Source organism: Janibacter sp. DB-40, from assembly GCF_029510815.1.
Lineage (GTDB): Bacteria > Actinomycetota > Actinomycetes > Actinomycetales > Dermatophilaceae > Janibacter.
Genome location: NZ_CP120360.1, coordinates 466529 through 479619, shown reverse-complemented (window position 1 = coordinate 479619; position 13091 = coordinate 466529). Strand labels below are relative to the sequence as shown.

Here is a 13091-nt window from a genome sequence, read left to right as displayed (position 1 = left end):
CCTTCGCGCCGGTTGTGGAGCAGCGGCGTCAGTCGGCTCGGGCTGTGGACGTGCGCGTCACAGGTGCGCCAGGGCGGCGGTGACGCGGTCGCGCCACCAGTCCAGCCGTGCCGCGGGAGCGGCGTGGGCGGCCACCAAGTCGGGATCGGGCACGACGTCGCGCACGGGCAGCCGGCCCTGCACCGGCAGGAGCGGGTCGGTGGTGACGTCGGCGCCGAGCAGCGCCGCGGTGCCGAGACCGCAGGCGTGGTCGAGCTCGGGCAGCGCCGCGGCGAGCGCCACCCCGGCCCGCAGGCCGACGCTGGAGTCGATCGCGGAGGAGACGACGGCGGGCAGTCCGCAGTCCGCGACGACCTCGAGGGCACGGGCGACGCCGCCGAGAGGTGCGACCTTGACCACGACGAGGTCCGCGGCGCCCAGCCGGGCGACCTCGAGCGGGTCCTCGGCCTTGCGGATCGACTCGTCCGCGGCGATCGGCACGTCGACACCGGCGCGCGCCAGCTCCTTCCGCAGACGGGCGAGGTCCCGCACATCGGCGCAGGGTTGCTCGGCGTACTCCAGGCCGAAGGGGGCGAGGGCCGCGAGCGCGTCGTGCGCCTGGGCGAGGGTCCAGCCGCCGTTGGCGTCGACGCGGATGCGACCGTGCGGACCCATGGTGTCGCGGACCGCGGCGACCCGGTCGATGTCGTCGGACCGGGTCTGGCCGGTCTCGGCGACCTTGACCTTGGCGGTGGTGCATCCGTCGTAGCGGGCGAGGACCCCGGCCACCTCGTCGGCGGGGACCGCCGGGACGGTCGCGTTGACGGGCACCGTGGTGCGCACCGGGTCCGGCCATCCGGTCCACGCGGCCTCGAGTGCCGCGGCCAGCCAGCGGGCCGACTCCTGCGGGCCGTACTCGACGAAGGGGGCGAACTCCGCCCATCCGTGGGGCCCGCGCACCAGTGCGATCTCCCGCTCGGTGATCCCGCGGAACCGCGTGCGCAGGGGCAGGGTGACGACGTGCAGCCCGTCGAGCAGCTCGTCCGGGGTGGGTGCGCTCATCGGTCGCGGCTGGAGAGCACGCAGAACTCGTTGCCCTCCGGGTCGGCGAGCACCGTCCAGGTGACATCGGGGTCCTGGCCGACGTCGACGCGGGCGGCGCCCTTGGTCAGCAGCTCCTCGATCAGCGCGTCCCGGTCCTGGTCGATGTGCGGGGCGAGGTCGATGTGCAGGCGGTTCTTCACCGTCTTGCCCTCGGGCACCGGCGCGAAGACGAAGGTCGGCGGCATCGCCTGCCACGTCTCCACCGTGTCGACGGGGTCGTCGCTCGTGCCGGGCGGCACGACGTTGACCTCGTACTCGTCCTCGAAGCCGAGCTCCCAGTCGAGGACGTCGGCCCACCAGCGGGCAAGCGTCGCGGCGTCCCGCGCGTCCACGGAGATCTGGTACCAGCGAAGTGCCATGGCCCGACGGTAACCGAGGCCGCGACCGGTCAGCCGGTGAACTTGTCCAGCCTGGCGGCGAGCAGGGGGACCCGGTGTGCATTGCCGTGGAGCTCGACGTACCGCTGTCCGTACACCGACAGCAGGGCGTCATCGAGACGGCGGACCGCACCGGGCGGGTAGCGGTACCCCATCCGCGACTCGATGGCCGCGACGTCGACGTCGCGCAGCACCTCGCGCAGCTCGGACAGCGAGGTGATGCCGAGCTCGAGCAGCAGGCTGCTGATCCACGCGTAGTGGTCGGTGCGGGACCAGCCGGCGTCGGTGAACTGGCCGGCGAGGAAGGCGGCGAGGTCGGTGGGGCTGATCCGTGGGTCGTCGTCCGCTCCCTCTGCCGGCGACGTGAGCTCCTCGCGGTGGCGGTCGCGGATGGCGGTGAACTGCTGGTCGGCCAGCTCGAGGAGCCCCGCGGCGAGGGTGAACCGGCGGTCGAAGTCGGGGCCGTGCTCCGCGCTGACGGATCCCTTGTAGCGCACGTCGTGCTCGAACTCCGCCCAGGCGTGCTGGAGCACGGTGCGGATCTGGATCGACGCCTGGGTCCCGGCGGGGATCCCCGGCTCATCGCGCTCCTCGTCGAGGGCGACGAGGAGGTGCCGGCTCGAGTAGCCGAACCGTCCGGCGTCCGCCGTCTCCTGGCCCATGTCGCGGTCCTCACGCACCTCGAGCTGGGACGAGAGCAGCTGGGCGACCGCCGCGACGTCGGAGAGCACGTAGGTGACGACACGGACACCGATCTGGTCGGTGATGTCGGTGAGCGGCTTCGGGTGAGCGAGCCGACCACCCGGCAGACGGCGGGCTGCCTTGCCCGCGAAGGACTCCACCGACTTGGTGCGTCCGGTCACCGCCAGGTAGTTGATGCCCGCGTCGTCGAGCAGCTGGGTCACGAGGGCGACATAGGCATCCGTGACCGCGCGCAGCTCCTCGCGTCCCGCGGCGTATCGCTGGACGGCCCTGCGGATCCGGGTCGACTGCTTGCTCGCCATGGGGACAGCCTGCCTCACATCACCCCCTCAGGCCGCCCGGCACGTCAGCCGGTCGCCACCTCCCCACGGGCGGCATCGGCCGTGCGAGCGAGGTCACGGTAGGTGATCAGCTCGTTGCGGAAGCGGCTCACGAGCAGGCCCGTGTCCCCGAGGACGTACACCCCCGGGGCATCCGAGGGACTGCGCCCGTGCGGCCACTGGCTCCCGCCGACGAGCAGGGCCAGGCTGCGGGAACGCGCCGAGGGCGCCGTGCCCTCGCCCAGCCCCCGCACGAAGGTCCCGTAGCTGAAGGGGGCGCCGGCCCCGGTGAGCGCATTCGCCTTGACGACGGTGTGGACGATCGTCGCCGTCACCTTGGCCGGTGGGACGTCCCGCCACAGGTGGAGCATCCCCTCGTGTGCGGCCGTCGCGAGAAGCCGGCGGTAGGCCGTCAGCAGCTGCCCGGCCAGGATCGGCGCCGGCTCCAGCAGGTCGAGGTGCTCGTCGACGGCGCACGCGAGGTCGCGGCTCCCGAGCGGCAGCAGGCCGGCCTCGAGCGGCTCCCCCAGGGGCAGCGGCTCGTCGTCCAGCGCGTCCAGGGCCTCCTTGCCGCCGACCACGCGCTCGAGCCAGTGGAGCATCTGCTCCTGCGGCTCCTCCCGGACGATGACGCGCTCGACCCGTGGGGGCGGCGCGGGCTCACGCAGGTGCGCCAGCTCGAGGGCGGCACACTCGTAGCCGCTCCCCGAGACCGGGCGGCTCACCGAGTCCACCACCTGGCCGTCGATCAGGACGACCTCGGTCACCGTGCCCAAGCCGCCCTGGGCACGACCGCCCTCCCGGGGCGGCGGGACCCCGTCGAGCCACGGGTCCCTGCCCCATTCATCCTCAGGCTCCAGCAGCCCACCATCCACTCCGTACAACCAGCGCTCGCCCATCGGTCCGTCCTCTCGTCGGTGACCGATCCCTGCGATCGGCCACCTGCCCAGCCCACCGGCTGCGGGAGGCGAGGGGGACCCCCCTTCGCTCGGCTGTGGGGGTCGACGGACCGCCGACGGGGGTTGTGGAGATCGCGCCAGCGGATGGCCATAGGCTCGGCCCCGTGAGCGCACTGGAGAACGTCAGCGAGACCTTCGACCCGCGGGCCTGGGAGGTGGTCCCCGGCTTCGAGGACCTCACCGACATCACGTACCACCGGTCCACGGAGCTCGGCTGCGTGCGGATCGCCTTCGACCGGCCAGAGATCCTCAACGCCTTCCGGCCGCACACGGTCGACGAGCTCTACCGCACGCTCGATCACGCCCGCCGCAGCCCCGACGTCGGTGTCGTCCTGCTCACCGGCAACGGCCCGACGCCGCGCGAGGGCAGCAGCGCGACGACGCAGGGCTGGTCGTTCTGCACCGGGGGTGACCAGCGCATCCGCGGCCGCTCCGGGTACCAGTACGCGAGCGACCCGACCGGCGACGACAGCGTCGCGGGCGTCGACGAGCGCCGGGTCAAGGCCGAAGGGGGCCGGCTGCACATCCTCGAGGTGCAGCGCCTCATCCGCACCATGCCGAAGGTCGTCATCGCCCTCGTCGGCGGCTGGGCCGCCGGCGGCGGGCACTCGCTGCACGTCGTCTGCGACATGACGATCGCCAGCCAGCACGCCCGCTTCAAGCAGACCGACGCCGACGTGGGCTCCTTCGACGGCGGCTACGGCAGCGCCTACCTGGCGAAGATGGTCGGGCAGAAGCGCGCTCGCGAGATCTTCTTCCTCGGCCGCGCCTACACCGGCCAGGAGGCCTACGAGTGGGGCGCGGTCAACGCGGTCGTCGAGCACGCCGAGATCGAGGTCGAGGCGCTGCAGATGGCTCGCGAGATCATGGCCAAGTCGCCGACCGCGATCCGGATGGTCAAGTTCGCCCTGAACCTCACCGACGACGGCCTCATGGGCCAGCAGGTCTTCGCCGGCGAGGCCACCCGCTTGGCGTACATGACCGACGAGGCCGTGGAGGGGCGCGACCAGTTCCTCGACAAGCGCGACCCGGACTGGTCCTCCTTCCCCTGGTACTTCTGATCCCACCCCCTTCTCACCCGTTGGGCAGCCGAGGTCCCGAGGTGTGATGCCGGCCACCGGCGCGTAGGGTGCCCGCCGTGGACGTCGCCCTCACCCTCATCGCCATCGCCCTCGCGATCCTGCTGATCATCAGGTTCAAGGTCGACCCGGTCATCTCGCTGATCGTCTCCTCGCTCTTCCTCGGCCTGTCTGCCGGGGTCGGGCTGGCGGGGACCACCGAGGCGATCACGGTCGGCTTCGGCGACATCATGACCGAGGTCGGTCTGCTCATCGGCTTCGGCGTGCTCATCGGCTCGTTGCTGCAGGCGACCGGGACCTTCCGCCGGCTGGTGGACATCATCGCCGCCCGCGTCGGGGGCCGCCTGCCCTACGCGATGGCCGCTGCGCTGTCGACGATCTTCCCGTCGATCTACGTCGACGTGCAGGTGGTCCTCGCCTCGCCGATGGCCCGGCAGGCCGCGCCGGTGATCAACAAGCGCCGCGGTCTCCCGTGGCTCGCGGGGGCCATCGCCATCGGCATCTTCTCGGGGTACGTCTTCGTCGTGCCGGGGCTGGCGGCCGTCGCCGTCGCCGGGCTGCTCGACCTGCCCCTGGGCACGTACCTCATCTACGGAGCCCCGATCGGGCTGATCACCGCGCTGGTGGTGGCCTTCCTCTTCAAGCTGTTGCTGGCCACCGGCTTCTGGAACGAGCGCACCGACATCGACGAGGACGAGGTCGAGCACCCCGACCACCCGCACCACGCCGCGTGGGAGGCCATCGGCACCGAGGACGAGCACCGGGCGGCGCACGACGCGCACGACCCCGACATCGAGGACCCCGACGCGATCCCGGCCAAGGCACTCCAGATGCCGCTGATCCTGCGCCTCAGCCCGGTGCTCATCCCGCTCGTCCTCATCGCGACGGGCGCCTTCGCCGAGCTCTTCGGCAGCGACAGCGCGGTCATCGCCTTCGTCGGCAATGCCAACATCGCGCTCTTCATCGGCCTGCTCGTCGCCTTCGTCATCGGCCGCCGGACCCTGGGCAGCGACGGGACGGGCAACGCGCTCTCCCACGGCTTCCGCACCACCGGCGAGATCCTGCTCATCACCGGGATCGGTGGCTCGCTGGGCGCCGTGATCAGCGAGACGGGCCTCGACAAGACCCTCGCGGGGCTCTTCTCCGCGGACGCCGGCGCGCCGATCCTCGTCACCGTCCTGCTGTCGTGGTTCATCGCCGCGCTGCTGCACTTCGCCATCGGCTCCGTGTCGGTCGGCGCGATCACCGCGGCCGGCATCATCGCTCCGGTCGTCGCCTCCACCGGGGTCGACCCCGTCGTCATCGCGCTGGCGATCGCCTCGGGCGCGATGTTCGCCCTGCACGTCAACAGCAACTTCTTCTGGATGTTCAAGAGCCTCCTCGGCCTGTCCACCCAGGGCGCGCTGAAGACACTGACCCTCGCGACCTCCCTCGGCGCGGTCGTCTCGCTGCCGCTGGTGCTCGTGGCCAGCATCTTCGCCTGAACCCGGTCACCATCAGGTGGTCGGTTGGTGCGCTTCCCGTCGGTCCTCACCGCACGAGATGACCACCTGATGGCGGGCGAAGGGGGCTGCGGCGCCGCCAGTAGCCCACGAGCGCCACGGTGAGCACCACCGGCCAGGCGAAGAGCGGGGCGTAGGCCAGACCCAGCATGGTCGCCTCGAGCGGCTCCATCCCCGCCGCCGGCGTCCATCCCTCGCGCATCCCCAGCCACACGCTGCCGTACGAGGTGACCAGCATCCCCATGACGACGTACAGCAGCACGGCCCCGGCTCCCCCCAGGGCCATCGGCAGCAGCCGATGGAGGGTCCTGCCGCCGAGGCCCGGGACGAAGGGAGGTACCCGTTCGCCCCACGGCTGGGCCAGACCGAGGCAGAGCAGGGCCCCGGCCAGCTGCAGGGCATCGAGGCCGAGGACGTAGGCGATCCGGGAGCCCTCGGCGCGGTACCAGTCCGCGTCGGCGAAGCCGGTGTCCACCCCGGCGAGCATCGCCAGGCGCCACAGGATCGAGGGCAGGACGCACAGCAGGCAGCCGAGCGCAGCTGCCCGCGCCCACCCCTGCGGCGGCACGCCCACACGGCCGACGGAAGCACAACGTGTCATCCCCATGCGGACGACGCTAGGGAGGCCGACGCGCGCTGACGATGGGGTTGGCCCGACAGGTTTGTGGAGGGGCTCCCCCCGGCGCCCTGTGCATCCGCCAAGATGGACGGGTGCCGATCACCCCGCTCCCCCTGCCCGCAGGCCCCGCCATGCTCGGCGCCCTCCCCACCCTGGAGCGCGCGCTGACCGGTACCGCCCCCATCCACCCGCACTCCCCGGACGAGTCGCCGAGCGTCCCGGACGGGCCGGTCCCCGACGACCTCGCGGTCGCCGTCGCGACCTCCGGCTCGACCGGCACCCCCAAGCTCTCCCTCCTCACCGCCGCGAACCTCATCGCGAGCGCCGAGGCGACCGCCGAGCGGCTGGGTGGCCACGGGCAGTGGCTGCTCGCCCTGCCCCCGCACCACATCGCGGGGCTGCAGGTGCTGCTGCGCAGCATCACGGCAGGGACGACGCCGGTGGTCCTCGAGGCGTCGGGGGCCACCCCCCTTCGAGGCTCGGGCCGGGGGGCTCTCGCACCTCAGGACAGCGCCTTAGCCCTCGTCGAGGCCACGGCGCGGATGCACGGGGAGCGCCGCTACACCTCCCTCGTGCCCACCCAGCTGGCCCGGCTCGTCGAGGACCCGCTCGGGCTGGAGGCGCTGCGTCGCTTCGACGCGATCCTCGTGGGCGGGGCCGTGACTCCCGCACCGCTGCTCGACCGGGCCCGCTCCGAGGGTGTGCGCCTCGTGACCACCTACGGCATGTCCGAGACCGCCGGCGGCTGCGTCTACAACGGCACGCCACTGCGCGACGTCACCGTGCGCACCGGGGACGACGGCGCCCTCGAGATCGGCGGGCCGGTCGTCGCGCACGGCTACCTCGGGCTCGAGACGGACGCCTTCGTCGTCCGGGACGGGCAGACATGGTTCCGCACCAGCGACCTCGGCTCCGTCGACGGCGAAGGGAGGGTCACCGTCCTGGGTCGGTCGGACGACCTGATCAACACCGGCGGGATGAAGGTCACCCCCCGCACCGTCGAGGAGGCGGTCGTCGCGCACGTCCCGGCTGTCACCGGCGCCGTGGTCGTCGGCCTGCCGGACCCCGAGTGGGGCCAGATCGTCGGGCTCGCCGCGGTCACCTCGCCCGGGGGACCGCCGCCCGGTCCGGTGCCCGCGGACGGGCTCGGCGAGATCCGCGAGATGCTGCGGCCGCACCTGCCCGCCCACGCGCTCCCCCGGCGGGTCCTCGTCGTGACGGAGATGCCCCTGCGCGGCCCCGGAAAGCCCGACCGCACCGCCGTGGCGCGCCTGCTCGAGGCCTGATCGCTCGTAGGATCGACCATCGTGGCCTCACTCTCCGACTGGATCGCCGGCGCCCGACCGCGAACCCTCCCCGCAGCCATCGCACCCGTCGTCGTCGGCACCGCCGCCGCGGCGGCGCACCTCAACATCGAGGAGGAGGAGACCGGTGCCGTCCTCGGCTTCGCGCTGCTGGCCCTGCTGGTCTCCTGCTGCCTGCAGATCGGCGTCAACTACGCCAACGACTACAGCGACGGCATCCGCGGCACGGACGAGGAGCGCGTCGGCCCCGTCCGTCTCGTCGGGCAGGGGCTGGCCGCACCGGCCGATGTGAAGGCGATGGCCTTCGCCTTCCTGGGGCTCGGCGGGTTCTTCGGCTTCGCGCTCGTCGCCCTGAGTGCGGCGTGGATCCTTCTGCCGATCGGCGCGCTCGCGATCCTCGCGGCCTGGCGATACACCGGCGGCGACAACCCGTACGGCTACCGCGGGCTGGGTGAGGTGTACGTCTTCATCTTCTTCGGCCTCGTCGCCACGCTCGGCACGCTCTACACCCAGATCGGCACGATCACCCCCATCGGCGTGCTCGGCGCCATCGGTGTCGGATCACTGGCCAGCGCGATCCTCGTGGCCAACAACCTGCGCGACATCCCCACCGACAGCGAGACCGGCAAGACCACGCTCGCGGTCCGCCTCGGCGACGCGGGCACCCGCCGGCTCTACCTCGCGCTCTTCCTCGTGGCCGCCGTGTGCACGCTGCTCATGGCCATCTGGCAGGTCTGGGCCCCGGTCGCCCTCCTCGGGCTGCTCGTCGCTCGGCCGGGGATCAAGGCCGTCAAGGACGGGGCCACCGGCCGGGCACTGATCCCCGCGCTGGGCCTGACCGGCATCGCCGAGCTGGCCTGGGCCGTCCTGCTGGTCGTCCCGCTCGCCGTCTGAGTCGGAGGGGCCTCAGCGGTAGGTCTCTTCCTCGTCCTCCACGGAGGACTCGGCCGCGCGTTCGGTCGCCGTGCGGTCCTGGGCGCGGTCCTCGACGGCCTCGTCGGTGTCGGTCCGGGCGGCGCGCTTCTCCGCCTTGGCGGCACGCCGCTCCTCGATCTGCTGGATCATCTCCGCCCGGAAGGGCTTGAGCACGAACGCCGAGATGACCATCGACGCGATGGCGGCGAGGACGGCCAGCCAGGGCAGCTCGCTGGAGTCCCGCAGGCCGAGCAGCCAGAACAACGCGAGGCACCCGAAGAAGATGAGGAACCGGAGCAGGGTGTAGCGGATCATGTCGCCCTCACTGCGCGTAGCTGTGCATGCCGATGAAGTAGAAGTTCACGACGGTGTAGTTGATGATGATGCACGCGAATCCCGCAACGGCGATCCAGTTCGCCGTGCGGCGTGAGGTGTTCTTCGTCGCCCGAGCGTGCAGGTAGGCGGCGTAGACCGTCCAGATGACGAAGGTCCACACCTCCTTGGGGTCCCACGTCCAGTACGCGCCCCAGGCCTCGCGCGCCCAGATCGCTCCGGCGATGAGCGTGAAGGACCACAGCGGGAAGCCGATGATGTGCAGGGAGTAGGAGAACCTCTCCAGCGACTGGGGCGGGGGCAGCTTGCGCCAGAAGCGCTCGCCGCCGACCTCGCGGTCGCTGAGCAGGTAGAGCCCGCTGACGATGGCGCCGACGGCGAAGACACCGACCGACAGGGTCGCGACGGTCACGTGGATGGGCAGCCAGTACGACTGCAGCGAGGGCACGACCTCGTCGGCCTCGACGTACCAGGCGGTCGAGGCGACCATGAGCAGCAGCGTGACGAAGCCGGTGACGAAGACCCCGAGCCAGCGCAGGTCACGACGGGTCGAGGCCACGCTGAACGTCGCCAGGGCGAAGAACCCCCCGGCGACACTGAACTCGAAGAGGTTGCCCAGGGGGAAGCGCTCGACGGCGACGCCGCGCAGCGCGGCCGAGAGCAGGAGGAGGCCGGCGGCTAGCCACGTGAGGGACCCGGCGATGCCGGCGGCCTTGCGCGCCCTCATGGGCGTCTCCACCGGGGCAGCGGCGTCCGCGCCGGCGACGGCCGCGTCGTCGGCCGGGCCGCCCACGGTCGCCGGGATCCTGGCGTCCGCGTCGGCGCGCTCCCGCACCGGCACGGCCTGCGCGAGGTAGAGGGCGTAGCCGAGCATCGCCACGGTGACCAGCAGCGCGGCGGAGGCCAGTGCGTAGTTGGCGTACTGGGCCAGCATCTCGTTCGTCATGATGTCCTCGATTCTCCCACGAGCCGGTCGCGCACCTCGGCGACCACCTCGGACAGGCCTTCGTCGTCGTCACGGCTCATGCCGCCCACCTCGACCCGCACCCGGCCGTCGGTCTCGACGAGCCGCACGAAGACCCGCCGCCGCTTCACCAGCAGGGTCACGATGAGGCCGGCGAGCGCCAGCAGCGCCGAGACGAGGGTCAGCCCCTGGCCGGGGTCGCTGCGCACGGAGAATCCGGCGTAGCGCTCGATGCCGTCGAAGGTGATCGTGCCCCGGTCGCCGGGCAGCGTCTTGGTCTCCCCGGGCGTGAGCCACAGCCGCAGCTGGTCACTGCCGTCGCTCGTCTCCACCTTGTCCATCGACTCGGTGTCGAGGGTGAAGACGGACTGCGCCTGGCCGTCGGGGTAGAGCTGACCGGTGTAGAGGCTCAGCGCGAGCGCCGGCGCCCGGGTGTCGGGGAAGACCGAGATCGGCCCCTGCTGCGGGTCGATCGTCGCGGTCGGCAGGAAGAGCCCGACGAAGCCGAACTGCTCGGGCTCGGTGGCCGCCCCGACCTTGATCGCACCCGTGGAGCGGTAGTTGCCGTCCTGCGCGAGGAAGGGGGTCGCCCCCTCGTAGAGGACCTGCCCCTCGTCGTCCTTGACGGTGACGACGGGTGCGTAGCCGTTGCCGAGGAGGAAGACGGTCGAGTCCTCCATCTCCAGCGGGTTGTTGACCTTGACGACGTCGGTCGACTCCTTCCCCTCCGCGTCGGTGACCGAGACGTTCGCCTCGAAGTCCCGCGGCTGGCCGAAGGTGCGGGCCGCCGGGTCGCGGTCGTTGAAGTCGGCGGTCATCTCGTCGACCGTGATGGCGAAGGGGGCGAGCGAGGACTCGTCGACGAGCGGGCCCGGCGCCCAGGTGTCGTACCGCGTGACGGTGCTGACGAAGGACTCACCGGAGGGCACGATGACGTCGGCCTTCCAGCCCCACAGGTAACCGACCGCGACGCCGACGATCAGCGCGACCAGACTCGTGTGGAAGATGAGGTTGCCGGTCTCCTTGAGGTAGCCGGTCTCCGCGGAGACGCTGACGTCGTCGTGGCTGGCGACGCGGTACCGGCGCGCACGCAGCACCGTGGTCGCGGCCTCGCGGACCTCCTCGAGGGTCCCGTCCACCTCGCCCTCGGCGTGGGCCTCCAGGCGGGACAGGCGCCGCGGCGCGCGCGGGGGGCTGCCGCGCAGGGCACGCAGGTGGACGGCGGTGCGCGGGACGATGCAGCCGATGAGCGAGATGAACAGCAGCAGGTAGATCGCCGAGAACCACGGCGAGGAGTAGACCTCGAAGGCCCCGAGGCTGTCGAGGATCGGGCCGGTCGTCTCGTGCCGACGGATCCAGTCCGCGGTCCGCCCGGGATCGAAGCTGCGTTGCGGGAAGACCGAGCCGGGCACGGCGCCGATCGCCAGGAGCAGCAGCAGGAAGAGCGCGGTGCGCATGCTCGTCAGCTGTCGCCAGCCCCACCGTGCCCAACCGACGACACCGAGCCTGGGCTGGGTGACCCCCGACGGGGCGGAGGAGGGGCGACTGTCGCGCTCGGCCATCAGATGAGGACCTCCACGTCGCTGATGAGTCGGATCTGCAGCCACTGGTTGATCGCGTCCCAGCCGCCGGTGAGCAGGAGCACGCCGATGATGATGAGCAGGACGGCGCCGAGCACCTGGATCGTCCGCTGGCGCCGACGCAGCCACGCCGACACCGGGGCCCATCGCTCGTAGGCGGCGGCGATCAGCACGAAGGGGGCCCCCAGCCCGAGGCAGTAGGCGACGGCGAGGACGACCGCGCGGGTGGTCGACGCATCACCGGTGAGGTTGAGCGCGAGGACCGCCGCGAGCGTGGGCCCCATGCACGGTGCCCACCCGAGGCCGAACACGGCGCCGAGGACCGGCGCCCCGGCCAGCCCGGTGGCCGGCTTGACCGGCAGGCGGAAGGTCCGCTGCGAGCCCGCGCCCAGGAAGACCAGGGCCATGAGGATGACGAGGACCCCACCGATGCGCATGAGCAGCTCCCGCTGCTCGATGAAGATCCGCCCGGCGGTCGCGACGAAGAGCGACGCGAGCAAGAAGACGGCGGTGAAGCCGAGGATGAACAGCAGCGTGCCCAGGACCATCCGGCCGCGGCTGCGCTTCTCCAGGGCGATGTCGGACAGGCCGGTGACGTAGCCGAGGTAGCCCGGCACGAGCGGGAGCACGCAGGGGGTCGCGAAGGAGACGAGGCCCGCGAGGGCGGCGACGAGCACCGCGAGCGGCAGGGCACCGCCGGTGACCTGGTCGCTCAGCGAGGCGGGGACGGAGGCGAGGGCGAGGAGTGCGGTGCTCATGCGGATTCGGCGAGGGTGTCCTCGACCAGACCCATGAGGGTCGACTCGGTCGTCGCCCCGAGCACGACCGCGGCGATGCGTCCCTCTCGGTCGAGGACGGCGGTCGAGGGCTGGGCGGTCATGGTGCCCTGCATGTCGAGGGAGGTGCTGCCGGTCTCGTCGTAGATCGAGGGCCAGGTGAAGCCCCACGTCTCGGCCTGGGCCCGGCCGGTCGCCACCGAGGACTCACGGTAGTTGATGCCGACGAGCTCGACGTCCTGCCCCTTCAGCTCCTTGTTCAGTGCGACGAGGTGCGGGGCCTCCTTGGCGCACGGCCCGCACCAGCTGGCCCAGACGTTGACGACGACGACCGAGCCGCGGTGGTCGGCGCTGTCCCACGTCGTCCCGTCGAGGGTCTCGCCGGAGAGCTCGACGGGTTCCTTCCGCTCGTCCGGGTCGATCATCGTCACGCTGCCGTCACCGGAGCGGTAGCCGGCGTTCTGGGCCGCGTCCGCGGTGTCGGACGAGGACGAGCAGCCGGCGATCGTCAGGAGGGCGAGGCTGCTCGCGGCGACGACGACGGAACGACGGGTGGGGCGGTGGTCAGTCATCGAGGG

The 13091-nt window shown here is 72.0% G+C and carries 14 protein-coding genes; 4 read left to right on the top strand and 10 right to left on the bottom strand.

Annotated features, from left to right (window positions below; genetic code table 11):
• Nucleotides 1-57: 57 nt before the first annotated feature.
• Genes PVE36_RS02340 through PVE36_RS02325 form a run of 4 tightly spaced genes read right to left on the bottom strand, consistent with a single transcriptional unit; the run spans nt 58 to nt 3381 of the window.
• Nucleotides 58-1041, bottom strand: coding sequence for an o-succinylbenzoate synthase (locus tag PVE36_RS02340; RefSeq protein ID WP_277454320.1), 984 nt, complete (start codon nt 1039-1041; stop codon nt 58-60).
• On the bottom strand, nt 1038-1442 hold the full coding sequence (locus tag PVE36_RS02335) for a VOC family protein (RefSeq protein ID WP_277454319.1): 405 nt from the start codon (nt 1440-1442) through the stop codon (nt 1038-1040). Before PVE36_RS02335 ends, PVE36_RS02340 begins: the two co-directional genes overlap by 4 nt.
• A gap of 29 nt (nt 1443-1471) precedes the next feature.
• The gene (locus PVE36_RS02330; RefSeq protein WP_277454318.1) at nt 1472-2464 is read right to left on the bottom strand and encodes a GTP pyrophosphokinase; all 993 of its coding nucleotides are present in this window, start codon (nt 2462-2464) and stop codon (nt 1472-1474) included.
• 44 nt (nt 2465-2508) lie between these two features.
• Nucleotides 2509-3381, bottom strand: a complete 873-nt coding sequence (locus tag PVE36_RS02325; RefSeq protein ID WP_277454316.1) for a hypothetical protein — start codon at nt 3379-3381, stop codon at nt 2509-2511.
• Nucleotides 3382-3545: 164 nt separating this feature from the next.
• On the opposite strand from PVE36_RS02325, the gene PVE36_RS02320 reads away from it, so the two are divergent.
• Together PVE36_RS02320 and PVE36_RS02315 are read left to right on the top strand one after the other, a co-directional pair.
• Nucleotides 3546-4502 carry a 1,4-dihydroxy-2-naphthoyl-CoA synthase gene (locus PVE36_RS02320; protein ID WP_277454315.1) on the top strand — a complete coding sequence of 319 codons (957 nt, stop codon included), beginning with the start codon at nt 3546-3548 and terminating at the stop codon, nt 4500-4502.
• 77 nt (nt 4503-4579) lie between these two features.
• The gene (locus tag PVE36_RS02315; protein WP_277454314.1) at nt 4580-6004 is read left to right on the top strand and encodes an SLC13 family permease; all 1425 of its coding nucleotides are present in this window, start codon (nt 4580-4582) and stop codon (nt 6002-6004) included.
• 46 nt (nt 6005-6050) lie between these two features.
• Here PVE36_RS02315 and PVE36_RS02310 read toward each other — a convergent pair whose 3' ends face one another.
• On the bottom strand, nt 6051-6629 hold the full coding sequence (locus tag PVE36_RS02310; RefSeq protein WP_277454313.1) for a hypothetical protein: 579 nt from the start codon (nt 6627-6629) through the stop codon (nt 6051-6053).
• A gap of 104 nt (nt 6630-6733) precedes the next feature.
• On the opposite strand from PVE36_RS02310, the gene menE reads away from it, so the two are divergent.
• Nucleotides 6734-7927, top strand: coding sequence for an o-succinylbenzoate--CoA ligase (gene menE, locus PVE36_RS02305; protein ID WP_277454312.1), 1194 nt, complete (start codon nt 6734-6736; stop codon nt 7925-7927).
• Nucleotides 7928-7948: 21 nt separating this feature from the next.
• Entirely contained in the window at nt 7949-8839 is an 891-nt protein-coding gene (locus PVE36_RS02300) for a 1,4-dihydroxy-2-naphthoate polyprenyltransferase (protein WP_277454311.1), read from the top strand.
• A gap of 12 nt (nt 8840-8851) precedes the next feature.
• Here the strand turns inward: PVE36_RS02300 and PVE36_RS02295 are convergent, their stop codons facing one another.
• Genes PVE36_RS02295 through PVE36_RS02275 form a run of 5 tightly spaced genes read right to left on the bottom strand, consistent with a single transcriptional unit; the run spans nt 8852 to nt 13085 of the window.
• Nucleotides 8852-9175 (bottom strand): DUF4229 domain-containing protein, encoded by a 324-nt coding sequence (locus tag PVE36_RS02295; RefSeq protein WP_277454310.1) that lies wholly within the window; start codon nt 9173-9175, stop codon nt 8852-8854.
• Nucleotides 9176-9182: 7 nt separating this feature from the next.
• Nucleotides 9183-10139: a c-type cytochrome biogenesis protein CcsB gene (gene ccsB, locus PVE36_RS02290; protein WP_277454309.1), complete on the bottom strand. Its 957-nt coding sequence runs from the start codon at nt 10137-10139 to the stop codon at nt 9183-9185.
• Nucleotides 10136-11719: a cytochrome c biogenesis protein ResB gene (locus tag PVE36_RS02285; protein ID WP_277454308.1), complete on the bottom strand. Its 1584-nt coding sequence runs from the start codon at nt 11717-11719 to the stop codon at nt 10136-10138. Before PVE36_RS02285 ends, ccsB begins: the two co-directional genes overlap by 4 nt.
• Complete coding sequence (locus PVE36_RS02280) at nt 11719-12495, bottom strand: cytochrome c biogenesis protein CcdA (RefSeq protein WP_277454307.1); 777 nt, start codon at nt 12493-12495, stop codon at nt 11719-11721. The genes PVE36_RS02285 and PVE36_RS02280 overlap by 1 nt, the downstream gene beginning before the upstream one ends.
• Nucleotides 12492-13085, bottom strand: a complete 594-nt coding sequence (locus tag PVE36_RS02275; RefSeq protein ID WP_277454306.1) for a TlpA disulfide reductase family protein — start codon at nt 13083-13085, stop codon at nt 12492-12494. The genes PVE36_RS02280 and PVE36_RS02275 overlap by 4 nt, the downstream gene beginning before the upstream one ends.
• Nucleotides 13086-13091 lie beyond the last annotated feature (6 nt).